This window comes from Conexibacter stalactiti (genome assembly GCF_033542075.1).
GTDB lineage: Bacteria > Actinomycetota > Thermoleophilia > Solirubrobacterales > Solirubrobacteraceae > Conexibacter > Conexibacter stalactiti.
Map to the genome: position 1 here is coordinate 43,595 of NZ_JAWSTH010000012.1, position 24,261 is coordinate 67,855.

The window sequence follows — 24,261 nt, forward strand, 5'->3', positions numbered from 1 at the left end:
GCTCCTTCGTTGGCGGCGCTCACCTGCGCAGCTCACTCAATTGGTGATGACTCTATCTCAATATGATAACTTCAGCAGATCCTGACAGTCGGTGCGCGTCGTCGCGCCGAGCACGACGACGGAGGACCCGTGCCCCCCATCGAGTTCCGCGCCCACGACGCGTACCGGCAGATGGCCGAGATCCGTGCCTTCGAGGAGCGCTGCCTCGCACTCGGCTCCGAGGGCCTGATCGCCGGATCGGTCCACGTCTGCGCCGGTCAGGAGGCGATCCCCGTCGGCGCGATGGCCGCACTGACGGAACGCGACCGGGTGATCTCGACCTATCGCGGCCACGGCTGGGCGCTCGCCTGCGGCGTCCCGCTCGATCAGCTGCTCGGCGAGGTCTGCCAGCGCGCCGGCGGCGTCAACGGCGGCCGCGGCGGCTCCGCGCACCTGACCGCGCCGGCTCATCGCCACTTCGGCGAGAACTCGATCGTCGGGGCGGGCGTCCCGATCGCCGCCGGCCTCGCGCTCGCCGCGACGGCGCGCGAGGAGGGTCGCGTCGTGCTCGTCTCCGTCGGCGACGGCGCGATGAACCAGGGCGCGACGACGGAGGGCATCCTCTTCGCGCTCGCGCGCAGGCTCCCGCTCGTCATCGTCTGCGAGAACAACGGCTGGGCCGAGATGACGCGCGGCGACGCGCTGCTGACCGGCTCGCTGGCCGAGCGCGTCGCGGGCTTCGGCGTCGCGTCGAGCGAGGTCGACGGCTGCGACCCCGAGGCGGTGCAGGCGGCGGTCGCCGCCGCCGCGGAGCGCGCGCGCTCCGGCGCGGGGCCGGTCTTCCTCGAATGCAAGACGGTGCGGCTGCTCGGTCACTACAACCGCGACATCGAGCACTACCGCTCGAAGGCCGATCGCGAACAGGCCGCGGCGGCCGAGCCGCTCGGGCGCCTGCGCGGCGTGCTGATCGAGTCCGGGACGGCGACCGCCGAGCAGCTCGACCAGATCGACGCCGAGGCGCTCGCCGCGGTCGACGCCGCGACCGTCGCGGTCCGTGCGATGCCGGAGCCCGATCCAGCCGACGCCGCGACGCACCTCTTCGCGCCGCAGCGGCCGGCGGGCGCGAGCGACGACACGCGCGCCGGCGAGCAGCCGGAGGTCGAGCTGACCTACCAGAAGGCGGTCAACGGAGCGCTCAGAACCGAGCTCGCGACCCGCCCCGAGGTCGTCCTCTACGGCGAGGACGTCGGCGTCGGCGGCGGCATCTTCGGCGTCTCGCGCAACCTCCAGGAGGAGTTCGGCGCCGAGCGCGTCTTCGACGTGCTGATCGCCGAGAGCGCGATCCTCGGCTCGGCCGTCGGCGCCGCGATGGCCGGGCTCAAGCCGATCGTCGAGATCATGTGGGGCGACTTCCTGCTCGTCGCGCTCGACCAGCTCGTCAACCAGGCGGCAAACGTCCGCTACGTCAGCCGCGGCGAGCTGACCGCGCCGCTGGTCGTGCGCACGCAGCAAGGCGTCACGCCCGGCTCCTGCGCGCAGCACTCGCAGAGCCTCGAAGCGCTGCTGGCGCACGTGCCCGGGCTGAAGGTCGGGCTGCCGGCGACGCCGCAGGACGCGGCGGCGATGCTGCGCGCGGCGGTCGCCGACCCCGATCCGTGCATCCTCTTCGAGGCCCGCTCGCTCTATCAGACGAAGGGGCTCGTGCGCCCGGACGCGCCGGTCGAGGCGGCCGCCGGCGCCCGCCTGCGGCGTGATGGCGCCGACCTCGCGATCGTGACCTGGGGCACGATGGTCGCGCCGGCGCTGGAGGCCGCCGAGCAGCTCGCGGCGCAGGGTCTGAGCGCCGCCGTGCTCGACCTGCGCTGGCTGGCACCGCTCGACATGGAGGCGATCGCGGCGGTCGTCGCGGCCACCTCGGGCCGCGTGCTCGTGCTGCACGAGGCGAACGTGACCGGCGGCTTCGGAGCGGAGGTCGCGGCACGGATCCACGAGGCGCACTTCGACCTGCTCGACGCGCCCGTCGCCCGGCTCGGCGCACCCGACACGCGGATTCCCTCGGCGCCCGCGCTGCAGCGGGCGCTGATCCCCGACGTCGATGCGATCGTCAGACGCTGCAACGAGCTGGCCGGCGCGATCGCGTGACCGGATCCGCGCCGCGGCGCGCCCCGCTGCCGCGGCGCATCTCCGCTGCCGTCCGGGCGGGCGAAGTATCGTTTCCTTCATGCCGAACGAGCAAGCCCTCCCGGTCGAAGAGCCCGCGACGCAGAGACCTCGCGTCCAGTCGGCCGCGCGCGCGATCGGGATCCTGCTCGCGATCGCGCAGAGCGAGAGCGGCCTCAGCACACGTGAGATCAGCGAACGCGTGGGGATCGGCCGACAGGCGACCTACCACCTGCTGCACACGCTGCAGGCGACCGGGATGCTCACCCGCGACGACCGCAACCGCTACCTGCTCGGCCTGCGCGTCGGCACGCTCGCCGAGGCGTTCTCGCGCCAGCTCGCACCGTCGGAGCACCTCGCGCCGCTCGTGCGAGCGCTCGCGCAGGAGACCGGCGAGACGGCGTACGCCTCCGGCTGGTGGCACGGCGAGATCATGACGTTGAGCTTCTCGCGTGGGACCAACCCGGTGCAGGCGGCCGAGGTGCCGCAGGGCTACGTCGGCGACGCGCACGCGCGCGCGTCTGGAAAGCTGCTGCTCGCGACCGCGACGGCGACCGTGCGCGACGAGTACCTCGCCGCCCATCCGCTCAGAAGACTGACGCCGAACACGATCAGCTCCCGCCGCAGACTGGACACCGAGTTCGCGGCGATCCGCGAGCGCGGCTACTCGGTCGACGACGAGGAGTTCGCGCCCGGCCTGTTGTGCATGGCGGTCCCGTTCGACGGCGGCTACTCGCCGTTCGTCGTCGCCGTCTCCGGGCCGCGCGAGCGGATGCTCGAACGGCGCGACACCTATCTCGATGCGCTGCGTCGCATCACCGAGCCCGGCGCCAACAGCCGCGGCGCGGCCTGACCGCTCGCGCGCGATGGAGTTCCTCGTCGACGTGCGCGTCGCGCTGCCCGCGGAGATGGAGGCGCAACAGCGCGCGGCGCTGCTCGCCGCCGAGCTGCAACGCGGGCGCGAGCTTGTCGCCGCCGGTCACATCAGCGGCATCTGGCGGATCCCGGGCGCGCTGCGCAACGTCGCGATCTGGCAGGCGCGCGATGCGACGGAGCTGCACGAGCTGATCGCGTCGCTGCCGTTGTTCCCGTGGATCGCCGCCGACGTGACCGCGTTGGCGACGCATCCCCTGAACGCGGACTGAAGGCCTCCGCAACCCACACGCTGACCTATCGCCACCTGATAGGTTTGCCGTGTGGTGTTAATCGATGATCAGCCTCACGACGCCGCGCGCCCGCGTGTGCAGTCGGCGGCGCGAGCGATGCGCATCCTGCTCGCGATCTCACAGAGCGACAACGGCCTCACGACGCGCGAGATCAGCGAGGCGCTGCAGCTCGGGCGTCAGGCCGTCTACCACCTGCTGCACACGCTCGTCAGCACCGGGATGCTGACGCGCGACGATCGCAACCGCTACTACCTCGGCCTGCGCGTCGGGACGCTCGCGGCGGGGTTCGAGCGACAGCTGGCGCCGTCGGAGCACCTCGCGCCGCTCGTGCGCGCGCTCGCGCTCGAGACCGGCGAGACGGCGTACGCGGCCGGCTGGTGGTCCGGCGAGATCATGACGCTCGCGGTCGCGCGCGGCACCAGCCCGGTGCAGGCCGCCGAAGTGCCGCAGGGCTACGTCGGCGACGCGCACGCGCGCGCGTCGGGGAAGCTGCTGCTGGCGTTCGCCGCCGACGCGACGCGCGACGCCTATCTCGACTCCCATCCGCTCAGAGCAGTTCAGCCGAACGCGGTCACCAGCCGCCCGGCGCTGGAGCGCGAGCTGGACGCGATCCGCGCGCGCGGCCACGCGGTCGACGACGAGGAGTTCGCGCCCGGCCTCTGCTGCATGGCGGTCCCCTTCGACGGCGGCCGCTCGCCGTTCGTGCTGGCGCTGTCGGCTCCGAGCGAGCGGTTCGGGCGCGAGCGCGAGCGCTACCTCGCGACGATGCGGCGGCTCGTCGACCTCGACGCGACGCCCGACCGCCTCGCCGTCAGCGCGTCATGACGCGACGGCTCTGGCCGCGGTCCCGGCCGCAGGCGCCTGCATCAGCTGGATCGTGATCCCGTCGGGGTCGCGCACGTAGGCGCCGAGCCCGCCGGCGTTCGGACCCGTCGGGATCCGCACCGGCGTGGGCGTGCGCAGCGTCGCGAAGTCGCGCAGGCGGTCCAGCTCCGCGCCCAGGTCGTCGACGGTCAGGCAGAGGTGGCCGTTGCCGATCCGGAACGTCTCCATGTCGACGGTCGCGCCCGCGGGCTGGACGTAGCGCACCAGCTCCAGCCGCGCGTCGCCCGGCAGCGCGAAGTACGCCCAGTCGATCACGCAGCCCGGGTAGCCGATCATCTCGGCCGAGTAGCCGGCGTCCCAGCCCTTCCGCACCGCCAGCGGCTCGCTCTGCAGGAAGCGCGTGTACCAGGCGACCGCGCGGTCGATGTCGGCGACGGTGAAGCCGACGTGGTCGAAGCGCACGTGCGTCACAGCGACCAGACCTCCTCGAGGCGCTCGGGCCAGCCCGACTGCGGATCGGCGCCGGGGTATTCGAGCAGGTCCGCGAACGCCGCCTCCCAGCGCGTCGCGACCGGATCGCTGCCGTACTCGCGGACCAGCCGCTCGTAGTCCTCGACCGCCATGTGGCTGAAGACGACCTCGTCCCACAGGTAGATCACGTAGGTCGTGATCCCGGCCGCGCGCATCATCGCCTCCAGCTCCGGCCACACGGTCGCGTGACGGCGCAGGTACTCCTCGCGCTGTCCGGGGCGCACGCGCCAGACGTGTCCGACGTGCTGCATCTATGCCTCCTCGACCGCGACCGCGCGGTCCTCGGCTGCTGAGCGGTACATCGCGGCGACGAGCGCCGCCGTGTCGAGCCCGACCTCGGGCGGCGAGCCGTTGCCCGCGCGCCCCAGCGCCGCCTCGACGAGGTTGACTGCCGGCGCCCGCTCGGGATAGCGCTGCGCCGTCGTCGGCACCGCGAGCCGCTCGACGCCGGCGGCGGTGTGGATCGCGGCCGCCCCCTCGTAGACGTCGAAGGTGACGTGCCCGTCGCGCCCGAAGATCTCGCAGCGGACCAGCTCGTCGTGCCCGGGCGTCAGCCCGCCGGTCGAGCTGAGCGTGCCGATCGCGCCTCCGCCGAAGCGGATCGCGACCGCGTCGGCGAGGTCGACCGGCAGCTCGAACGAGCTGGTGAACGCGGTGACGCGCTCCGGCGTCAGGCCCGACAGCCAGAGCATCAGCGCGATCGCGTGCGACGCCTGCGACTGCCCCTGCCCGCCGCCCGCGACCGCGGCGTCCTGGTAGGTGCGCGGGTCCGGCGCGTTGACGGCGTAGTCGAAGACGCCGTCGCCATAGCGCTCCGGGTGACCGGCGTACAGCTCGCGCACGATCGAGGCGTAGAGGCACGAGACGTGCTCGACCGCCCCGATCCGCCCGGCCGCGATCTGCTCGCGCAGCGCGATCGCCTGCGGGTTGTAGTGCAGCGGATAGCCGATCAGCAGCTGCACGCCGTGCCGGCGCGCCAGCTCGATCAGCTCGCGACCGTGCGCCGGCTCGATCACCATCGGCTTCTCCAGCAGCACGTGCACGCCCGCTTCGAGCAGCCGCTTCGTGACCGGGTGGTGGAGCGCGTTCGGCACGGCGACGACGGCTGCGTCCAACTCGACGGCGGCGAGCAGCTCCTCAGCCGTCGCGAAGCGCGCCGCGACGTCGAAGCGGTCGCCCGCCGCGGTCAGCTTCGCGGGGTCGCGCTCGGCGAGCGCGACGACCTCGACGTCCGGGTGCTCCCGCAGTGCCGGCAGGTGGGCGAACGTCGCCCACCAGCCGCAGCCGACGACGCCGACGCGCACGCTCACGCGGCCGCGGGGTCGCCGAGCCGGAAGATCCGCTCGGCGTTGCCGGAGAACATCGCGACCTGCTCGGCCTCCGTGAAGTCGGAGACCAGCTCGGCGTAGGCGTCGAGCACGTCGCCGTAGGAGCTGTAGATGCGGTCGAGCGACCAGTTCGTGCCGAAGAAGCTGCGCTCGGTCCCGAACGCGTCGATGCACTCGCTCACCCACGGGCGGATCGACTCGACCGTCCAGCTGTGGTCCGACATCCCGAGCCCGGAGATCTTGACGACGACGTTGGGCGCCTTGGCAAGCTCGCGCATGCCGGCGCTCCACGCGTCGAAGTCGGCCAGCGCCGGGTCGCGCGGATTGCCGCCGAAGCCGGGGTAGGCGGCATGGTCGATGCACAGCGTCACGCCCGGGAACTCCTCCGCGAGCCGGCGCGCGTCGGGCATCTGCTCGACGAACGGATCGTCGCAGCAGACGAGGCCGTCGAGCAGCGCGTAGCCGCGGCGCCACGCGTCGCTGCTGAGGTAGTCGTCGTCGCGCAGGTCGCGGACGCCGCGGAAGTTCGGGAACGCGCGATGGCGCGCGAGCTGCTCGGCCGCGTCGGGCTGCGCGAGGTCGACGTAGGCGACGATCCCCTGCGGCAGCCCGAGCCGGTCGGCGAACGCCTGCAGCCAGCGGGTCTCCTCGACCGGGTCCGGCGAGCCGATCGCGGCCTGCACGTGGACGACCTTCGCGACGTTCTGGAAGCGCGTCTCGGCGACGAAGTCGTCGGCCCAGTAGCGCTGCGCGCGCATCGCGCCGTCCGGGCCGACGACGGGGTCGATCGGGGCATCCGGGGCGATCCAGTCGTAGCGCAGCCTCGGATGCGTCATGTCGTGGAAGTGGACGTGGGTATCCACGAACGGCAGCCGCGCCATCAGCCGATCCCGGGCACCGCGCCGAGGTGCGCGCCGCCGTCGACGTCGAGCGCGATCCCCGTCAGGAAGCTCGCCTCGTCGGAGATCAGGAACAGCGCCGAGGCGGCGACGTCGGCCTCGGTCGCGTTGCGCCCGACCGGGTTCGTCAGCGCCGCGGCGCCGATCACCTCATCGGCCGTGCGCTCGCCGCGCGCGACCTTGCGCGCCAGCACCTCCTGCCCCATCCCGGTCGTCGGGCAGCCGACCGGGCAGACGCAGTTGACCGTCACGCCCTCGCCGGCGAACTCCGCCGCGAGTGACTCGGTCAGCCCGATCAAGCCGAACTTCGAGGCCGTGTACGGCAGCTGCAGCGGGTAGCCGCGCCGGCCGCCGTCGGAGCCGATCGTCACCATCCGGCCGCGACCGCTGGCGCGCAGGTCGGGCATCGCCGCGCGCGCCGTCGTGAACGCGCCCTTCAGGTTGACGTCGAGCACACGGTCCCAGTCCGCCTCGCTGATCCCGTCGAGCGGGCCCATGTGGAAGACGCCGGCCGACACGACGACCGTGTCGAGCCCGCCGAACGCCGCGCGGCAGCGCTCGACGGCGTCGTGCATCTGAGCGAGCGAGCGGACGTCGGCGGCGATGCCGATCGCCGTCTCCCCCAGCTCGGCGACAGCCACGTCGATCCGCTGCGGATCGACGTCGACGACGGCGACTGCCGCCCCGCCGTCGCGCAGTCCGCGGGCGATCTCGAGCCCGAAGCCCGACGCCCCGCCCGTCACGAGCGCCTTGCGTCCTTCTGCCAGTCCCATCTAGACCTCATCCCTTCGCGTCGTGCGCAGCTCGCTCAGCGAGACGGCGAGCAGCAGCACCACGCCTTTGACGACCTGTTGCCAGTACGACTCGACCCCCGCGAGGATCAGGCCGTTGTTGAGGACCGCGAGCACGGTCAGCCCGAGGAACGTCCCGAACAGCCGCCCGCGGCCTCCGTTGAGACTCGTGCCGCCGAGGATCACGGCCGTGATCACGTCCAGCTCGATGCCGATGTTCGCGGCCGGCTCCGCCTGCCCGGTGCGCGCGACCGTGACGCAGCCGGCGACCGCCGCCAGCAGCCCGGCGAGGCCGTAGAAGGCCAGGCGCCAACGGTGCACGGCGACGCCGGCGAGCCGCGCGCCACGGGCGTTGGAGCCGATCGCGTACGCGTAGCGGCCGAAGCGCGTGCGCGGCAGCACGAAGCCGACCGCGAGGAACAGCGCCAGCAGCAGCACGACGACGAGCGGCACGCCGGCGATCTCGTTCGTGCCGATGTCGAGGAACAGCCTGTCGGAGACGACCTCGGCCTCGCCGCCGCTGATCACGAACGCGACTCCGCGCACGATCGCCAGCGTGGCGAGCGTCGTGATCAGCGGATTGATGCGCAGGTAGGAGGTGACGGCGCCGTTGAGCAGGCCGACGCAGGCGCCGAGCACGATCGCGCCGGCGAGCGCCAGCGGCGTCGCCACGCCGGAGGTCACGAGGTAGGCGGCGAGCATCCCCGCCGCCGCCATCACCGAGCCGACCGAGAGGTCGAAGCCGCCGGCGATGATCACGATCGTCTGGCCGATCGCGCCGATCCCGACGATCGTCATCGCGCGGCCGATGTTGGAGAAGTTCTCGCCGTCGAAGAAGTACGGCGACAGCGCGGAGAAGACGATCAGCTCCGCGACCAGCGCGACGAGCAGCGCCGTGCCGACGACGCCGACGCGCTCGTTGACGATCCGCAGCGCGGTCGCCGGCCAGCCGCGCGCGCTCGTGCTCGCGCGCGTGGGAAGGCGCTCCTGCGACGTGTGGCTCATGCGACCGCCGCCAGCGTCTCGCCGGTCAGCGCCACCTGCATCTCCGCCATCAGCCCCGCGACGTCGCGGCCGCGCGGCGCGATCGAGGCCGCGATCCTTCCATCGCGCAGCGCGAGGATGCGGCTGCAGACCTCGATCAGGTCGGTGAAGCGGTGGCTGATCAGCAGGACCGCGACGTCCTGCTGCTCCAGCTTGCGCACGACCTGCAGCAGCATGTGGATCTTCGCGTTGGAGAGCGCCGCCGTCGGCTCGTCCATCAGCAGCAGCCGCGGCGAGAACTCCAGCGCGCGTGCGACGGCGACGAGCTGCCGCTGCCCGCCCGACATCGAGCCGACCGGCTGGTCGAGCGGGATCTCGGCGCCGAGCTGCTCGAAGCGCGCGGCCGCCTCGCTGCGCATCCGCCCGCGGTCGAGCCAGCGCGCGCCGCCGATGCGGCGGCGCGGCTCGCGCCCGAGGAAGACGTTCGCGGCGGCGTCGAGGTCGTCGCACAGCGCGAGGTCCTGGTAGATCATCTCGATGCCGGCGGAGCGCGCCTCCAACGGCGAGGAGAAGCGGACCTCCTCCCCGGCCAGCTCGATGCTTCCGCCCGAGGGCGCGTAGACGCCGGAGAGGACCTTCACGAGCGTCGACTTGCCGGCGCCGTTGTCGCCGATCAACCCGACCGCCTCGCCCGCCGCGATCGAGCAGTCGATGCCGCGCAGGACCTCGGTGCGGCCGAAGCGCTTGGTGACTCCGTGCAGGCGCAGCAGCGGCGTGGAGCTCATGGGTACGTCTCCGCGATCGTGTCGTGCGTGAGCAGCTCGTGCGCGACGTGCACCTCTTCGGGCACGTCTCTGCCGGCAGCGGCGTCGAGCGCGATCGCGACGAGGTACTCGGCGTAGCGCTCGGGGAAGAACGCGACGCAGCCGAGCGAGTGGTTCTCCTCCGGCGGCGCCTGCTTGGCGACCTCGACGCCGACCTTGTCGCAGGTCATGCCGACGGCCTGCGCGTCGCGGCCGCTCTGCGCGAACGCCTTCGCGATGCCACTCGCGCGCTCGTCGTCGAGCGAGGCGCCGAGCACGTGCTTGGCCTGCGGGTTCGCGGTCAGCCAGTCGGTCGTGACGGTCAGCGCCTGGTCGCCGGTCGCCGCCGACATCCGCTGGCGCTGGATGCGGTCCGACGGCAGCGTGCCGCAGACCTCCTGCACGCCGTCGGCGAAGCCGGCGATGCGCTGGTCGGCCGCCTCGCCCTCCTCCTTGTTCTCGCCGAGGAAGACCCAGACGTCGTCGCAGTTCCACTGCTCTCTGGCGTACTCACCGGCGGCTCTGCCGCCGATCTGCCCGGAGGTGTAGTTGTCGGCGCCGAAGAAGATCGAGTTCGGCTGCCAGACGTCGATCGACGCGGTCGGGATGCGCGCCTCGTCGAAGATCCGCATCACGGCGTCCGACGCACCGGACTGCCAGTTGCCCGCGATCGCGAAGTCCGGTTGCTGGCGCGACAGCAGCTCGGCGCACTCGACCGCTCTGTCGGCCTTGAAGGCGGTGTCGCAGTAGAGCAGTCTGAGCCCGAGTTGCTGCGCGTAGCGCTCGACGCCCTCGCGGATCGGGATCGAGAACGGGTTCGTCGCCCACGGATCCATGTAGGCCAGCGTGAAGGGACCGTCGGGTCTCGTCAGCCGCGGCTCGAACGACGACGCGTCGCCGGGCACGACGTCGTATCTCCCGGCCTGCGCGTCATAGCGCCACAGTCTGCGCTGCGCCGGCGGCAGGTCGCCTCTGATGCCCGCCGTGCGTCTGGCGGCGAACGGCTCGCCGGAGTCCCCCGAGGTGCTGCTGCCCGAGTCCGCGGCGGTGCCCCCACAACCAGCCGCGAACAGCGTTGCGACCGCGCCGATGGCAGCGATCGTTGAACGGATGAACACCGTCTCTCCTCGTTCAGGGGACCGATCGCGCTGCGGGTGCGTCGAGCCCCGCAACACGGTGGCGAACCTATCGCCATTTGCACACCATGTCAATATGTTGCGATTCCGTCACCGCAATGAAGAGGTCCGCCGCATGCCCGAGATCGTCATGCCCCGCCTGTCCGACTCGATGGAGGAGGGCACGATCATCAGATGGCTGAAGGCCGACGGCGACGAGGTCGCGAAGGGCGAGGAGCTGGTCGAGATCGAGACCGACAAGGCGAACATGACGCATGAGGCCGAGGCGGCAGGAGCGCTGACGATCGTCGTGCCCGACGGCGAGACCCGCCCGATCGGCGAGCTGATCGCCTACATCGGCGAGGTGGTTGCCAGCACCGCCGCGCCGGCGCCGGCCGGCGGGCGCATCAAGGCGTCGCCGGTCGCGCGACGGATCGCGCAAGAGCTCGGCATCGACCTCGCGCGCGTGAGCGGCAGCGGCCCGGGCGGGCGAATCGTCAAGGGCGACGTCGAGCGACATGGCCCGAACGCCGCTCCCGCTCCCGCACCCGCCGTGGCGGCCTCGCCCGCCACCGCCGCGGCCGCGCCCGGCGACAACGCCAGCGGCAAGGGCGAGGTCACGACCGTCGAGCTGTCGCGGTTGCAGCAGACGGTCGCGCGGCGGATGGCGGACGCGAAGGCGACCGTCCCCGACTTCGCCGTCTCGACCGACGTCGACATGGCGGCCGCCGTCGCGCTGCGCGCGCAGCTGAAGGCGCTGTCGACCGAGGCGGCGCCGGCTCCGTCGTTCAACGACATGGTCGTGAAGGCCAGCGCGATCGCGCTGCGCGAGCATCCGCGCGCGAACGGCTCCTACAGAGGCGGCACCTTCGAGCTGTACGGGCGCGTCAACGTCGGCATCGCCGTCGCGGCCGCGGACGCGCTGATCGTCCCGACCGTGTTCGACGCCGACCGCAAGCCGCTCGGACAGATCGCGCTGGACGCGCGCGCGCTCGCGGGCCGCGTCCGCGCCGGCGAGATCACGCCGCCGGAGCTGTCCGGCGGCACCTTCACGATCTCCAACCTCGGCATGTTCGGCGCCACCGACTTCACCGCGATCGTGAACGGCGGCCAGGCCGCGATCCTCGCGGTCGGCGCGCTGCGCGAGGAGCCCGTCGTCGCCGACGGCGCCGTGGTCGCGGGGAAGCGCATGCGGCTGACGCTCTGCAGCGATCACCGGATCCTCAACGGAGCCGACGCCGCGCAGTTCCTCGCCCGCATCCGCGCGCTGCTCGAGGCTCCGCTCGCGCTGCTGATGTAGCGGCGCGGGCAGCGGCCGGGAACGCGCGGGGACGATCATGGCGCTGGCGCTCGCGCCGCGGAGCCGGCCGCGTCCCCGTCGGCCTCGCCGCCAAGATCGTCGAGACGGCCGCTGAGCCCGCGGAGCGTCGCGACGGCGCCTTGCAGCGACCGCAGCGTCGACGCGGCAGCCGTGCGGTTCGCCCACTGCACCTGCTGCTCTTCCGCGTACGCGAGCGCCGCGCGCCCCGCCTCGGTGATCGCGACCAGCTTCGCCCGGCGGTGACGGGGGTTGGCCTGGAACACGACCAGGCCATCCCTCGCGAGCGCCTCGGCCGTCTCGCGCACGCTCTGCCGCGCGAGCCCCATCGTTCGCGCTATCTCGGACACCCCTCTGGGACCGTGATCGACCACCCCCAGCACCTGCCACCGCGCGCTCGTCAGCCCCACCGGGCGCACCAGCTCGTCCCCCGCCGCGATGAGCAGGCCATTCAGCCGGAACACCTCGACGAGCAACTCCGAAAAGGCCCGGCCCCGGGCATCGTGCTCCACCGTCGCCGAGTATCGGCGAGTTGACAGGGGCCTGTCAACTCACGTGGTCGGAGAAACGGCGCGGGCCTGCGCGGCACGGGGCTATGCTCGCGCGCATGCGCCGCCCTTGGTTCGCCTGCCAGCCGGTCGACGAGAGCTTCTTCGACCGCGCGCCGGTCGTCCTCAGAGCCTCGTTCGAGATTCCGCGATCAGCCGAGGAGGCGTGGGCCGAGCTGATCGCCGACAACCCGCTCGCGTGGTGCTCGGTCATCGACGGGATCCGCTGGACCTCGCCGCGCCCGTTCGGCGTCGGCACGACCCGCACCGTCACCTCGCTGCGCGGAGCCAACGTGCTCGACGAGCACTTCTTCCGCTGGGAGGAGGGGCGGCGCAAGTCGTTCTACGCCGTGCGCAGCAGCGGCCCACTGTTCCGCCGCTTCGCCGAGGACTACCTGCTCGAGCCGGCCACCGAGACCTCATCGCGCCTGACCTGGACGATCGCCTTCGAGCCCCAGCCGCTCGCCCGCCTCGCGACGCCGATCAACCGCCGCATCCTCAGCTCGCTGTTCCGCGACACGCGCAAGCACTACGCAGCGCAGTAGCGCCCGGCTACTCCGCGAAGCCGCAGCTGTCGATCGATCCGCTGTGGTCGAAGACCTCGGGCGTGTCGCGCAGCGTCGCGAACGGGTCCATGCCGAGGCCGGCGACGTCCCACGTGTCGCCGGTCGGCGTGAACATGCGGTCGACGACCTTCTGCGACGGGTGCGTCCAGCCGCCGTGGAGCATCAGGAAGACGCGCCAGCGCCGCTGGCCGTTCTCGATCGCGTCGAAGCCAGCCGCGTACGAGCTTCTCGGAGCGCCGTCGAACGGTCTGCCGGCGGCGCAGGAGAAGAACAGCGGCGGGTTGTCCGGATCGACCGTCGTGCCGAGGTTCCAGGAGGGATAGGCGCGCGTCACGAGCTTGCCGTAGATCGTGCGGCCCATCGCGCGCAGCGACGCGTCGGTCAGTCTGTCGATCTCCGCGGGCGTCGCCGCGTACTCCTCGAAGCCCGCCTTGCAGCCGCCGGGCACGCCGGCGCGGCATCTCGCCCAGCGCCCGACCTCCTCCAGCTTCTGCGGGTCGCTGACGATCACGTCGCCGATCGGCGTGAATGCCGCCGTCGCCGCCTGCGCCTTCATCATGAGGTGGTTGGCGAGGTCGGTCGCCGCGACCGTCTCGTCGAGCGAGGGACCGCCGTCGGCGGCGCGCTGGACGCCGGTGCTGGCGAGCCAGAAGAGCGCCGAGGTGGTCGAGAGCGCACCGGTGACGTTCTCGGCCAGCTTCTCGCCCTCCAGGACGCCCTCCTCGACGCCGTCCTCGACCAGTCGGCCGGCGCCCGGCACCAGCAGGTCGATCATCGAGGCGACGAAGCCGAGCGCGTCGACGACGAACGGCGAGTTCGCGTCGGTCGCGGCCAGCTCGCCGTCCAGCTCGTTGCCGAGCGTGAGCGCCTGGCCCCAGATCGCGCCGCCCTGCGCGGACTCCGGCGTCGAGAGCGCGGTCAGGTAGCCGCGCACGTGCGCGACCCAGCCCAGCTCTCTCACGAGCTGCTTCTGCGCGGCGGCGAAGTCGGCCGCCGCCGGCGCGCAGGCGAGGCTGGTCCCGTCGACCGGCTCGAGGTCGTCGAGGTCGAGGTTTCTGACGTCGTTCTGCAGCGACGTCGCGGCCGCCTCGGTCGTCAGGTCCGAGTAGATCGCGCGGATGTTGGTCCCCTGGGCGAGCGCGGCGCCGATGCACTGGATCGCCGCGCCCGGGCCGCTGCTCGCGTCGGGGTATCTCCACGCGGTGCTCGTCGGCCGCACCATCATCTGGTTGATCCGCTCGGCCGGCGGTCCGACGCTGCTGACGTTCGTCGGGCGCAGCTGCGAGGCGCGGTCGGGCACGAGCGCGCCGCGCAGCCGCGCCTCCTCAGCTCTGCCGGCGGCGTCATGGCTCTTGGCCTCGCCGGCGCCGGGCCAGCCGACGACGGTGTACTCCGCTCTCGTGCTCGTCGCGCTGGTGAGGAAGCCGTGGCGGGTGCCGCCGATCGCGGCGACCGTGTCGACGATGCGCGCGAACGGCTTCTCGGCGTCGTCGCCGGGCAGCAGCGCTCTCGGCGTCATCCCGGCGCCGCGCAGCGTCGAGAGCGCGATGATGCTGCCGTTCGCTCTCGCGCTGTCGAGGAAGTCGGCGAGGCTCTTCGTCGCCGCGAGCGTCGCCGGGCCGCCGCCGTCGATCGTGGCGAAGGTCTGGTTGCGGAACGCGAGCGTGACGGGGTCCCAGGCGGTGACGAAGTAGCCGCCGCGGTCGCGCGGGACCGTCTCGCTCGCCGCTCTGTCGCCGAATCTGTGCCCGATCGTGCACGTGCTGTCAGTGCAGCTGGTGACGCGCGTGTCGAAGGTCGGCCGCGCGCCCGGGATGAAGTGGAACTGGAAGTGCTGGTCGTGGATCAGGAAGCCGCTCATGCTGCCGTCGAAGCGGCCGGCGATGTCGGCCTCGCCCGACGTCATGCCCGGCACGCCGATGTACGAGGTCGGGCCGACGATCGGCGGCCGGTCGCCGCCGCCGCTGGGGCGGCCGAAGAAGCCCGTTCGGCCGAGCAGCGCGTCGTAGCTGGCGGGGGTCGTGTCAGCACCGGGGCGCCCGAGCGTGCGGGCGATCACGAGCGCGCCCGGCTCGCCGTTGCCCGGCGCCTGGCGCATGATCTCGTCGTTCGGGTCGACGAACATCGGCTCGTACGTGCTGCCGGGGGCGTCGGGCGAGCGGCAGTATCTCCACGCGTTGCCCGCGAGGCAGTACCCGTAGGTGCGGTTGTAGAGCGGCGTCAGCGTCTTGCGATCGAACGCGGCGACCTGCCACATCGCGGCGAAGCTGTCGCTGAAGTAGGCGCCCTGGCCGTTCACGAACCCGAGGTACGCCATCCGGTACTCGCTGCCGCCGACGCTGAGGCCGGGCTGGGCGGCGCCGGTCGAGGAACTCGACGGTGGCAGCTGCGTGTCGACCGGGACGAGCGGGTCGGCCGGGATCGCGCTGTACTCGACCGTGTCGGAGATCGCGCTCGCGCCGCTGCCGGCCGTCATCCGCAGCGTGTAGGTGCCGACTCTGTCGGGCTTCAGCAGCGGTCTCAGCGTCGCGGCCGCGGCGACCGCTCTGACGCGGCTGCCGCGCGGCTTGCCGACGACCGTCCAGCGCACGTCGAGCGCCCGCTTGCGTCTGCTGCCGGGCGGCTGGTGGAGGTGGCCGCCGAGGTGCGCGGGCGTGCCGGCGGTGACGGAGCGGTCGCGGCCGGCGCCGACCAGCGGCGCGCTGCGCGTGACCGTGAAGCGGACGGTCGCGGTGCGCGTCTCGTAGCCCCTGCGGGCGCGCACCCTCAGCACGTTTCTGCCATGGCGCAGCCCGTGACTGTTGGCGATCCACAGCGTCCGCCGGCCGCGTCTGGCGAGCGGGAAGTCCCTGCCGATCTGGCGGCCGTTGAGCGTGACGCGCAGGTCGCCGTGCTCGTGTCCGGCGCGCACGACGAGCTTCACTCTGTGGGCGGTGACGACCTGCCCCGGCTTCGGCGAGATGACGGGCGACGCGCTTCTCGGCGCCGCGGCGACCGTCGCGGGGGCCGTGGCGACGAAGAGGGTCGCGAGCGCGCCCGCGGCTGCTGCCAAGTTCCAGCTGTCGAACCTCATCGCGCCTGCCTCCGTGCCACCCGTTGCCTGGCTCCTGACAGTAGACGAGGGCAGGGTGCGATGACATGGACTCAGGTCCACGGTGGGGGCGCGCGGTCACGATCAGCGCCGAACGGTGGAGCCCCCGCCGGGTGCGGGGGCTCCGTCGTCTGCGGCCTGCGCTCAGCGCGTCAGCGTCGCTCTCGCCGAGGCGCTGTGGGCGCCTGATTCGGCGAGGACTCTGACCGCGATGCCTCTGCCTCTCGCGAGCGCTCTCTTGAGCTGTCTGGCGGTCGCTCTGTCAGGTGTGAGCCGCACCAGCAGCGCGCCCTCGGGGCCGATCTCCCCGTTCGCCTCGACCAGCACCTGCGATGACAGGCCGAGCGCTCTGCGCTGTCTTCTCGTCACCTCGACCGTGATCGCGACCGGGTCGGTTGGCGCCCCTGTGATCAGCGCGACGCCGTTGGGCGGCGCGAAGCGCCGGGCGGCGAGCGTCAGCTGGATCGGGCGTGTGAAGAACGCCTGGTAGGCGACATCCGCGGCTCTCTGCGTCTCTCTGGCGACGGCCAGCGCGGCTCTGGCGGCGGCGAGCGCTCTGTCGGAGGTCTCCTTCTCTCTTCTCAGCGACGCCTCCGATCTCTTCAGCGTCGCCTCCGACGTCTTCAGCGTCGCGATCTGCGCCTCCAACGGCGCGACCGCGCCGGCGACCAGCGCGTTCGCGACCGGGGACGACGTGTCCGCTGCGTAGTATCTGCCTGCGATCCCCTCGCAGGCCGCTCTGAAGTCCGTCACCGTCGCGAGGTCGACTCTGACCGCTCTTCTCACGACCGCGATCCATCTCGCCGGGTCGTCGCCGAGCCCCGCCGCGGCCTTCTGCCACGGCACGTAGGCGTAGGACGGATCGTTCGCCGCGTTCGTCTGCCACGCGAGGATCGTCGCGCTGTCGCTCAGCGCCGGCACGCCCGCGCAGGTCGCGTGGGCCTGCAGGTCCGTCTGCGCCGCCGGGTAGGCGAGCTTCTGCTCCGCCGTCATCGGCGCGCGGTACTCGCTCGGCAGCGCCGAGTAGTCGAGCACGCCATCGCCGATGGCGCCGTTGTTCTCGGCGAACCCGAGCGCGTAGCCGTCGAGCGAGAGCCCGTAGCGCGTCTGCGTGTTGGTGAGCGCGGCGCCCGCGGGATCCGTCAGAAACGTGACCCCGGGGTTCCCGGTCTTGACGACGGCGGACGTGACGCTCGGAACGGCGGATGCGCTCGTCGGCAGCGCGAGCGCGAGGACGGCGAGGGCGCCGACGGCGCGGATGGACCTGGTCGGTCTCAATCGATTTCTCCTGGCACGGATAGAGGAACGCGGATGCGCGAATCGGCGCAGAGCCCCAGCGTCCGCACCGATCCTCTCGAATCTATATCAAACCGATCGCCTTTATGGGAAATATGCGCATCGGCCCGCAGAGCGCTACGGACCGGAAATCCCCTGCTGCAGGAGCACCTCCGCCACAGCGCGCGCATCGGCGGCCACCGCGCGCGGATCGCCGAGCGCGGCGCTCGTCATCGCGCCGTTGATCAACAGCGCGAGCTGGTCGGCGAGGCGCGGCGACCCACCGGCTTCGGCGACCCGCTCCGCGAGCAGGTCCCGCCACGCGCGCTTGTGCCGTCGCACGACGCCGGCGACGCGCGGTGCGGACTCGCCCAGTTCGCCGAAGGCGTTGAGATAGGCACAGCCGCGGTAGCCGGGCGCGACGAACCACTCCCCCAGCAGATCGAACAGCGCGAGGATCTGCTGCGCCGGCGCGGCGGCGGCGCCCGAGCGGGACGACAACTCGGCAAGGACCCCTTGCTCGCGCGCGATCAGCGCCGCCTCGACGAGCGCCTCCTTCGACGGGTACAGCCCATAGATCCGCTTCAGCGAGACGCCTGCCGCTTCGCGCAGCGCGTCCATTCCCACGGCCTGGACGCCGCGCTCGTAGAACAGCCGCGATGCCGCGTCGAGCACCAGCTCGCGTGCTTCAGAGTCAGAGAGAACCATCGTTCTCTAGTCTAACGAGCCATGAAAGAACGATCGTTCTCAAGCGCCGTGCCACTGAGCGCATCACCCCTTCCCCGCTCGCTCGCGCTCCTCTTCGCCGTCGCTGCGGGGCTGGCCGTCGGCAACGCCTACGCCGCCCAGCCGCTGCTCGACGCGATCGCCGCCGCCTTCTCGCTCTCCCCGGGCGCAGCCGGCGCCGTCGTCACGGCGACGCAGGTCGGGCTGACGCTCGGGCTCCTGCTGATCGTGCCGCTCGGCGACCTGCTGCGCCGGCGCCGGCTGGTCCCGCTCCAGCTGCTCGCCGGCGCCAGTGCGCTGCTGCTCGTCGCGACCGCGAGATCCGCGCCGCTGCTGCTGGGAGCGATGGCGCTCGTCGGAGCGTCGTCGGTCGTCGCGCAGGTGCTCGTCGCGTACGCCGCGGCGCTTGCCGGCGAGCGTGACCGCGGCCGCGCCGTCGGCCTCGTCACGAGCGGCATCATCAGCGGGATCCTGCTGTCGCGCGCGGTCGCGGGCGCGGTCGCGGAACTGGCCGGCTGGCGCGCCGTCTACCTCGCGTCGGCGGCGGCGACGCTGGTGCTCGCGACCGTCCTGGCGCGCCGGCTGCCGCGCGAGCAGCCGGAGGAGCGGGCGCGCGAGCAGCCGGACGGTCGAGCGCGCCCGGCGGGCCGCGCCTACCTCCCACTCGTCGCCTCGACCGTGACGCTCGTCGCGCGGATGCCGCTGCTGCGCGTCCGGGGCGCCCTCGCGCTGCTGACCTTCGCCGCCTTCAGCACGCTCTGGAGCGCGCTCGTACTGCCGCTCAGCGCCCCGCCGCACGACCTCTCGCACGCCGCCATCGGGCTGTTCGGACTGGCCGGCGCCGCCGGGGCGCTGGCGGCAGCGCGCGCCGGCCGGCTCGCCGACCGCGGGCACGGCGAGGCGACGACCGGCGCGGCGCTCGCGCTGCTGCTGCTGTCGTGGCCGCTGATCGCCCTGCTGGACCGCTCGCTGCTGGCGCTGGCGCTCGGCGTCGTGCTGCTCGACCTCGCCGTGCAGGCGATCCACGTCTCCAACCAGACGCTGCTGCTCGCCGCGGCCGGCGCCGCACGCAGCCGCGTCACCGCCGCGTACATGGTCTTCTACTCGCTCGGCAGCGCCGCCGGCGCGCTCGCCGCCACCACCGTCTATGCCGCCGCGGGCTGGACCGGCGTCTGCCTCCAGGGCGCCGCGCTGACCACCGCCGCCCTGCTGCTGTGGTGGCTGACGCGGCCTCAGCCCGGCCGTTCGGCGTCCTAATTCACTCGTCACACAAAAGTCACGCCCACGACACGACTCAGTGACGGCTGGCCACACGTCGACGCATAACGTCGTCCGGCTTCTACAGACACCTCACCACTGGATTTTGATGAATCGACCCACCCGTGCCCTGGCGCTCGCCGCCGCCGTCGCGCTCGCCGGCGGCGCAACCGCGACCGCGCTCACGTTCGACGGCAGAGAGGACCGCTCGGCCGCGGTCGCCTCGGCGATCGACCCGAGCACGCCCAAGAACGTGATCCTGCTGATCGGCGACGGCATGGGCGAGTCGGAGATCACCGCGGCGCGCAACTACATCGGTGCGACGACCGCGCGGCTGCACATGGACACGATCCCCTTCCGCGGCGTCGCGACGACCTACGCGGTCAACGACGCCGCCGCCACGCGGCCGAACTTCGTGACCGACTCCGCCGGTGGCGGCAGCCAGTGGGCGACGGGCAAGAAGACGCTCGCGAGCCGCATCTCGCAGGCGCCGACCGACGACCCCGCCGTCGCCGGCACCAACGTCGGCTACGACACGGCGCTCGAGATCGCCAAGAGACTCGGCAAGCGCACCGGCAACGTCACCACCTCGGAGGTCACCGACGCGACGCCCGCCGCGATGTCGGCGCACATCAGCGAGCGCGACTGCAAGGGCCCCGAGTCGACCCGCACGCTCTGCCCGACCGAGACGAAGGCGGCCGGCGGGCTCGGCTCGATCGCCGAGCAGCAGATCGACCTGCGCATGGACGTCCTGCTCGGCGGCGGCGGCAAGGACTTCAGACAGACGCTCGACAACTCGACCAGAACCGTCTTCGACTACGCCGCCGAGAGAGGCTTCCGGCGCGTCGCGAACAAGGACGAGCTGGCCGCGATCACGTCGCTGGCCGGCGGCCCCGTCCTCGGCGTCTTCGACGACGGCATCTTCGAGCAGCAGTACAACGACGATCGCGCCAAGCGGCTCGGCGAGATCCAGACGATCAGATGCGACGAGACGCACGGCAGAACGCTCGAACCGCACATGCCGCAGCTGTCGGAGATGACGCAGAAGGCGATCGACCTGCTGGAGAGCCCCAACGGCTTCTTCCTCCAGGTCGAGGGCGCCTCGATCGACAAGCAGGCGCACACCGCGGCCGGCTGCGGCCAGATCGGCGAGCTGATCGCGTTCGACGAGGCGATCGGCGTCGCGCTCAGATATCAGCAGGCGCACCCCGACACGCTCGTCGTCGTCGCGGCCGACCACGCTCACGCCGGCCTGATCGTCAGCCCGACCAACGACACCACCTCCGGCCCGCCCGGCTACAGCCAGATCATCGAGACCCGCGACGGCACGCCGATGATGCTCACCTACGGCACGGCCGGCGGCGTCGTCCTGCCCGAGAAGGCGAAGACCCAGCAGCACACCGGCTCGGCGATCCCGGTGATGGCGGTCGGCCCCCAGGCGGCCAACGTCTCCGGCGCGCACGACCTGACCGACCTCTTCCCGCTGGTCTCCTTCCAGCGGACGCCGTCGAAGCTCGAGCAGCCCGACACCGTGACCGTCACCCAGACGACGACCGTTCCCGGCCCGACCGTCACCGTGACCGGGCCGACGACCACCGTCCCCGGCGCGACGACCACCGTTCCCGGGCCGGAGAGAATCGTCGAGCGGCCCGGCCAGGCGCTCGCGCCGAAGCTCGTCACGGGCGTCGCCGCGCCGCCGCGCGCGCGGGCGGCCGAGCTGCGCGCCGGCCTGCCGCTGACGCTGGTGGCGACCCGCGACGGCCAGGCCCGCGTCGAGCTGACCGCCGGCAACCGCACGCTCACGCGCAAGACCGTCACCGTGCGGGCTGACCGCGCGACGACGACGCGCCTCGCCGCCCGGCCGGGTGACGACGTGCGCAGAGTGCGCGTGCGCGTGACGCTGAGCGCCGACCAGCAGCGCGCGCAGGCGTCGGCGAGCGTCCTGATCGAGCGCTGAGCGAACGGGCCGCGAGCGTCGCACACGACGCTCGCGGCGTGGACCGTGCGCAGGTCGAGCGCCTAAGGGCGCCCGACCCCGACGCTCTTGACGAGCGGCTTCGCGCTCGCGCCCTTGGCGCTCGCCCGGACCGTCACGCGGTAGCGGCCCGCCGCCAGCCGTGCCGGCAGACCGAGCCGCACGGTGCCCGCGCGGCGCGCCTCCGCCGACGCTCTCACGACGGTTCTGCAGACGACGCGGCCGCGTCTCGCGGCACCGCAGCGCGCCAGCTCGACCCGCAGTCTCGCGGCTGCCGACACGTGCACCGTCAGCGTCCGGTTGCGCACCGCGAGCGCGGACAGGCGCAGCAGGCCCGCCGACGGGGAACCGTCCTCGTCACCGGGCCGGCCGCCTCTCTGCGCGTCGTCGCCGGGCGGGGCGGTTCTCTGCGAGGTGCCGCCAGGCGGAACGGATCTCGACGGGACGTCGCCGGGCGGAACGGATCTCGGCGGATCCTGCCCGGGCGGATCCGTTCTCGGCGGGTCCTCGCCCGGCGGATCCTCTCTCGCGGACCCGGCCCGGACGGTCACATCGAACGTCCCCTCGGTCACGTTGCCGGCCTGGTCGATCGCGTTGCAGCGAACGGTCGAGGTGCCGACCGGGAAGAACGCTCCGGGCGCCGGCGCGCAGATGACGGGAACCACCGTCGCGTAGTCGTCGGAGGAGCCGAAGCTGTACTGCACGTTCGTGCCGCTGTGGGTGGGCGCGTCGACCGTGATCGCGGCCGGCAGCGACACTCTCGGCGGCACCGCGTCGAGCAGGAAGTCGATCGCCTCGACCTCGCCGACATTGCCGAAGGAGTCCGCGGCGGCGGCGTAGACCCGGTGCGCGCCGGTCGCGGTGGCGAGCGCATTGCCCGGGCACGGCCCGGCCGGCAAGTCCGCGAACGACGTGGGCGCCGTCGCGGGATCGAGCGCGCAGCGCATCTCGGCGACGCCCGCGCCCGTCGACCCGTCGTCGGCCACGACCGAGAAGGAGACCGGATCGACATGCCAGCCATCGCGTCCGCCCGGCGCTCCCGGCACGGTCGTCACGGTCGTCCGCGGGCCGAGCACGTCGCCGCGGTGATGCACGAGCGCGGTCGTGCCTCCCGCGAACAGGTCACGCCCTCCACCGGCGACGTGGATCCGCCATCCGTCCCCGACGTCGTCCGCTGCGGGGACGACCGCCGCCGCCTCGCCGATCGTCATCCACCACGGGTCGGGTCGCAGGAAGATCGCGGCGACGGGGCCGCCGCCCGCGACGCTTGCGCCCGTCGCCGCGATCGTGCCGCCGTCCGGTGAGGCGGCGACCTGTTCACCGAGGCGCTCGACCGGCGAGCCGGCCGTCAGGATGGCAGTCGGCGAGGGGCGGGTCGACGTCCAGTCGTCGAAGCGGTAGATCGCCAGCGCGCTCCTGGCGACGCCGCCGTCAGCGCCCACGACGACCGTTCTGCCGTCGCCCGAGATCGCGACGTCGCTGCCGAAGCCCGGAAGGGGATCGCCGAGCTGCATCAGCTGGTAGCGGTACGGCTGGCTCTGGTAGCTCCACCCGATCGCGGGCCGCGGCACCATCATCACGTCGCTGTCGCCGAGCTCGCTGTGGGTCGGATCATCGGGCGTGTGACTTGTCACCAGCAGACCGCCGTTGCGCGAGAGCGCGACCTCCGCCGTCGGCATCCCGTCTATGTAGGTCCCCGAGCGGAAGTAGTTGAAGTCGCGGTCCCGGTTGTAGACGAGGATCCGATCGCGTCCCGCGCTGCCGACCGCGAGCGTCGACCCGTCGCCCGACAGCGCGAAGTCCCCATAGCCGATGTCGGCCACCCGCCAGCCGGTGTAGCTGCCGGTCGCCCAACCGCCGGCCGGACGTTCGAAGACCATCGCCGCGCCCATGTAGTACGACGTGGTCGCCGCGATCCGGTCGCCATTGTCGGTGATCGCAACGCGGACACCGATCAGCTCGCCGCTTCTCGCGTTGGTCGCCTGCACCACCGCCGGCGCCGCCGGCGTCCCGCCCCAACCGCCAGCGGGACGGACGTAGACCAGCAGTCTGCCGGTCTCGGGATCGCCGACGACGACTGTCGACCCATCGGCGGAGGCCGCCGACACGACGCCGGACGGCACCGAGCCGTCGGCGGGAAAGCCCGGCGTCGCTGCGGCCGCAACGGCCGCGGCGGTTCCGACCACGGCAAACGCGATCAGGTTCGCCAGCGTCACGCTCACCGTCGCGATCCAACTCTTCATGCAGCCGCCCCTTGTCGTGCCACACGCCCAGTGCGAGCGGCCGCGCGCCAAGATAGCGAAGCGGGACGTTCGGAGCGCCCACTGGCGCGGCGGCGGCTCTGGCGGGCCGATGAGCCGGTGGCCGCGCGGGCGGCTGCGCCCGGCCGCGCGAATTGCTGACGCGCTTCTCGGCCGTCCGCGCGGCATCCGCGACGGCGGCGCTTGATTGAGTGCCCTGAGATCGACGTTCGATTGCGGGCGGCGCGGCGAGCGGCTTGGATGCGCGGCCCGGCAGTCGACCCGCAGGAGCCCGCCCATGGCCGCCAGTCCGATTCCGCTGCACGAGCTGGAGCTGTCGCTCGCCGACCCGCTCCAGCCGCTCTTCTTCCCGCCGGAGGCGTACAGCTCGCCCGCGTTCCACGCCTTCGAGCAGGAGGCCATCTGGCGGCGCGAGTGGGTGCTGGCCGGGCGGCTGGAGGAGATCCCCTCGCCGGGCGACTACTTCTCGATCGAGGTCGCCGGCGAGCCGCTGCTGGTCGTGCGCGGCGACGACGGCGAGGTGACCGCGATGTCGGCCGTCTGCCGGCACCGCGGGATGCTCGTCGCCGAGGGTCGGGGCGCTGCGAGCACGCCTTCGTCTGCCCCTACCACAGCTGGGCGTACGGTCGCTCGGGCAGGCTGCTCGGCGCGCCGCAGGCCGCC

At 72.6% G+C, this 24,261-nt stretch carries 21 protein-coding genes and 2 pseudogenes; 10 read left to right on the forward strand and 13 right to left on the reverse strand.

What is annotated here, in order from left to right:
* Window positions 1-129 precede the first annotated feature (129 nt).
* The 4 genes from R7226_RS07125 to R7226_RS07140 all read left to right on the forward strand — a co-directional run bounded on the left by R7226_RS07125 (window position 130) and on the right by R7226_RS07140 (window position 4,130).
* The gene (locus tag R7226_RS07125) at window positions 130-2,121 is read left to right on the forward strand and encodes an alpha-ketoacid dehydrogenase subunit alpha/beta (RefSeq protein WP_318596356.1); all 1,992 of its coding nucleotides are present in this window, start codon (window positions 130-132) and stop codon (window positions 2,119-2,121) included.
* Window positions 2,122-2,200: 79 nt separating this feature from the next.
* Window positions 2,201-2,992: an IclR family transcriptional regulator gene (locus R7226_RS07130; protein WP_318596357.1), complete on the forward strand. Its 792-nt coding sequence runs from the start codon at window positions 2,201-2,203 to the stop codon at window positions 2,990-2,992.
* A gap of 13 nt (window positions 2,993-3,005) precedes the next feature.
* Window positions 3,006-3,284, forward strand: coding sequence for a muconolactone Delta-isomerase (locus tag R7226_RS07135; protein WP_318596358.1), 279 nt, complete (start codon window positions 3,006-3,008; stop codon window positions 3,282-3,284).
* A 96-nt stretch (window positions 3,285-3,380) separates the two neighbouring features.
* On the forward strand, window positions 3,381-4,130 hold the full coding sequence (locus tag R7226_RS07140) for an IclR family transcriptional regulator (RefSeq protein WP_318596395.1): 750 nt from the start codon (window positions 3,381-3,383) through the stop codon (window positions 4,128-4,130).
* Here the strand turns inward: R7226_RS07140 and R7226_RS07145 are convergent.
* The 8 genes from R7226_RS07145 to R7226_RS07180 are packed head-to-tail and all read right to left on the reverse strand — an operon-like array spanning window position 4,125 to window position 10,584.
* Complete coding sequence (locus tag R7226_RS07145; protein WP_318596359.1) at window positions 4,125-4,601, reverse strand: VOC family protein; 477 nt, start codon at window positions 4,599-4,601, stop codon at window positions 4,125-4,127. The two genes, R7226_RS07140 and R7226_RS07145, sit on opposite strands and share 6 nt — an antisense overlap.
* Window positions 4,598-4,912: an L-rhamnose mutarotase gene (locus R7226_RS07150; RefSeq protein WP_318596360.1), complete on the reverse strand. Its 315-nt coding sequence runs from the start codon at window positions 4,910-4,912 to the stop codon at window positions 4,598-4,600. The genes R7226_RS07145 and R7226_RS07150 overlap by 4 nt, the downstream gene beginning before the upstream one ends.
* Window positions 4,913-5,971 carry a Gfo/Idh/MocA family protein gene (locus tag R7226_RS07155; RefSeq protein ID WP_318596361.1) on the reverse strand — a complete coding sequence of 353 codons (1,059 nt, stop codon included), beginning with the start codon at window positions 5,969-5,971 and terminating at the stop codon, window positions 4,913-4,915. It abuts the gene before it with no gap.
* Entirely contained in the window at window positions 5,968-6,870 is a 903-nt protein-coding gene (locus tag R7226_RS07160; protein WP_318596362.1) for an amidohydrolase family protein, read from the reverse strand. The genes R7226_RS07155 and R7226_RS07160 overlap by 4 nt, the downstream gene beginning before the upstream one ends.
* Window positions 6,870-7,661 carry an SDR family NAD(P)-dependent oxidoreductase gene (locus tag R7226_RS07165; RefSeq protein WP_318596363.1) on the reverse strand — a complete coding sequence of 264 codons (792 nt, stop codon included), beginning with the start codon at window positions 7,659-7,661 and terminating at the stop codon, window positions 6,870-6,872. The genes R7226_RS07160 and R7226_RS07165 overlap by 1 nt, the downstream gene beginning before the upstream one ends.
* Window positions 7,662-8,684 carry an ABC transporter permease gene (locus R7226_RS07170; protein WP_318596364.1) on the reverse strand — a complete coding sequence of 341 codons (1,023 nt, stop codon included), beginning with the start codon at window positions 8,682-8,684 and terminating at the stop codon, window positions 7,662-7,664.
* Window positions 8,681-9,448, reverse strand: coding sequence for an ATP-binding cassette domain-containing protein (locus R7226_RS07175; protein ID WP_318596365.1), 768 nt, complete (start codon window positions 9,446-9,448; stop codon window positions 8,681-8,683). Before R7226_RS07175 ends, R7226_RS07170 begins: the two co-directional genes overlap by 4 nt.
* The gene (locus R7226_RS07180; RefSeq protein ID WP_318596366.1) at window positions 9,445-10,584 is read right to left on the reverse strand and encodes a sugar ABC transporter substrate-binding protein; all 1,140 of its coding nucleotides are present in this window, start codon (window positions 10,582-10,584) and stop codon (window positions 9,445-9,447) included. The genes R7226_RS07175 and R7226_RS07180 overlap by 4 nt, the downstream gene beginning before the upstream one ends.
* 133 nt (window positions 10,585-10,717) lie before the next feature.
* Here R7226_RS07180 and R7226_RS07185 point away from each other — a divergent pair, with 133 nt between their 5' ends.
* Window positions 10,718-11,881, forward strand: coding sequence for a dihydrolipoamide acetyltransferase family protein (locus R7226_RS07185; RefSeq protein WP_318596367.1), 1,164 nt, complete (start codon window positions 10,718-10,720; stop codon window positions 11,879-11,881).
* Window positions 11,882-11,916: 35 nt separating this feature from the next.
* On the opposite strand, the gene R7226_RS07190 is transcribed toward R7226_RS07185, so the two are convergent.
* Complete coding sequence (locus R7226_RS07190) at window positions 11,917-12,411, reverse strand: MarR family winged helix-turn-helix transcriptional regulator (RefSeq protein WP_318596368.1); 495 nt, start codon at window positions 12,409-12,411, stop codon at window positions 11,917-11,919.
* A 95-nt stretch (window positions 12,412-12,506) separates the two neighbouring features.
* Here R7226_RS07190 and R7226_RS07195 point away from each other — a divergent pair, with 95 nt between their 5' ends.
* Window positions 12,507-12,992, forward strand: coding sequence for an SRPBCC family protein (locus tag R7226_RS07195; RefSeq protein ID WP_318596369.1), 486 nt, complete (start codon window positions 12,507-12,509; stop codon window positions 12,990-12,992).
* A 7-nt stretch (window positions 12,993-12,999) separates the two neighbouring features.
* On the opposite strand, the gene R7226_RS07200 is transcribed toward R7226_RS07195, so the two are convergent.
* The 3 genes from R7226_RS07200 to R7226_RS07210 form a co-directional block, all read right to left on the reverse strand.
* Window positions 13,000-16,086, reverse strand: a complete 3,087-nt coding sequence (locus R7226_RS07200; protein WP_318596370.1) for a hypothetical protein — start codon at window positions 16,084-16,086, stop codon at window positions 13,000-13,002.
* Window positions 16,087-16,248: 162 nt separating this feature from the next.
* A complete protein-coding gene (locus R7226_RS07205) occupies window positions 16,249-17,382 on the reverse strand; it encodes a hypothetical protein (RefSeq protein ID WP_318596371.1) in 1,134 nt (377 codons plus the stop codon).
* 135 nt (window positions 17,383-17,517) lie between these two features.
* Window positions 17,518-18,054, reverse strand: a complete 537-nt coding sequence (locus R7226_RS07210; protein WP_318596372.1) for a TetR/AcrR family transcriptional regulator — start codon at window positions 18,052-18,054, stop codon at window positions 17,518-17,520.
* Window positions 18,055-18,135: 81 nt separating this feature from the next.
* Between R7226_RS07210 and R7226_RS07215 the strand changes: the two genes are divergently transcribed.
* Together R7226_RS07215 and R7226_RS07220 are read left to right on the forward strand one after the other, a co-directional pair.
* Window positions 18,136-19,362 (forward strand): MFS transporter, encoded by a 1,227-nt coding sequence (locus R7226_RS07215; protein WP_318596373.1) that lies wholly within the window; start codon window positions 18,136-18,138, stop codon window positions 19,360-19,362.
* 109 nt (window positions 19,363-19,471) lie between these two features.
* A complete protein-coding gene (locus tag R7226_RS07220) occupies window positions 19,472-21,319 on the forward strand; it encodes an alkaline phosphatase (protein ID WP_318596374.1) in 1,848 nt (615 codons plus the stop codon).
* A gap of 62 nt (window positions 21,320-21,381) precedes the next feature.
* Here the strand turns inward: R7226_RS07220 and R7226_RS07225 are convergent, their stop codons facing one another.
* Window positions 21,382-23,580, reverse strand: coding sequence for an HYR domain-containing protein (locus R7226_RS07225; protein ID WP_318596375.1), 2,199 nt, complete (start codon window positions 23,578-23,580; stop codon window positions 21,382-21,384).
* A gap of 295 nt (window positions 23,581-23,875) precedes the next feature.
* Here R7226_RS07225 and R7226_RS07230 point away from each other — a divergent pair.
* Window positions 23,876-24,157, forward strand: a pseudogene (locus R7226_RS07230) (Rieske 2Fe-2S domain-containing protein); the annotation flags it as partial.
* A pseudogene (locus R7226_RS31700) lies at window positions 24,139-24,225 on the forward strand (hypothetical protein); the annotation flags it as partial. The pseudogenes R7226_RS07230 and R7226_RS31700, both read left to right, overlap by 19 nt.
* Window positions 24,226-24,261: the final 36 nt, after the last annotated feature.

Coding starts and splice junctions, on each gene's coding strand:
- R7226_RS07130 (WP_318596357.1), top strand. CDS start 2,201: ATGCCGAACGAGCAAGCCCTCCCGGTCGAAGAGCCCGCGACGCAGAGA.
- R7226_RS07135 (WP_318596358.1), top strand. CDS start 3,006: ATGGAGTTCCTCGTCGACGTGCGCGTCGCGCTGCCCGCGGAGATGGAG.
- R7226_RS07150 (WP_318596360.1), bottom strand. CDS start 4,912: ATGCAGCACGTCGGACACGTCTGGCGCGTGCGCCCCGGACAGCGCGAG.
- R7226_RS07160 (WP_318596362.1), bottom strand. CDS start 6,870: ATGGCGCGGCTGCCGTTCGTGGATACCCACGTCCACTTCCACGACATG.
- R7226_RS07165 (WP_318596363.1), bottom strand. CDS start 7,661: ATGGGACTGGCAGAAGGACGCAAGGCGCTCGTGACGGGCGGGGCGTCG.
- R7226_RS07170 (WP_318596364.1), bottom strand. CDS start 8,684: ATGAGCCACACGTCGCAGGAGCGCCTTCCCACGCGCGCGAGCACGAGC.
- R7226_RS07175 (WP_318596365.1), bottom strand. CDS start 9,448: ATGAGCTCCACGCCGCTGCTGCGCCTGCACGGAGTCACCAAGCGCTTC.
- R7226_RS07185 (WP_318596367.1), top strand. CDS start 10,718: ATGCCCGAGATCGTCATGCCCCGCCTGTCCGACTCGATGGAGGAGGGC.
- R7226_RS07195 (WP_318596369.1), top strand. CDS start 12,507: ATGCGCCGCCCTTGGTTCGCCTGCCAGCCGGTCGACGAGAGCTTCTTC.
- R7226_RS07200 (WP_318596370.1), bottom strand. CDS start 16,086: ATGAGGTTCGACAGCTGGAACTTGGCAGCAGCCGCGGGCGCGCTCGCG.
- R7226_RS07220 (WP_318596374.1), top strand. CDS start 19,472: ATGAATCGACCCACCCGTGCCCTGGCGCTCGCCGCCGCCGTCGCGCTC.
- R7226_RS07225 (WP_318596375.1), bottom strand. CDS start 23,580: ATGAAGAGTTGGATCGCGACGGTGAGCGTGACGCTGGCGAACCTGATC.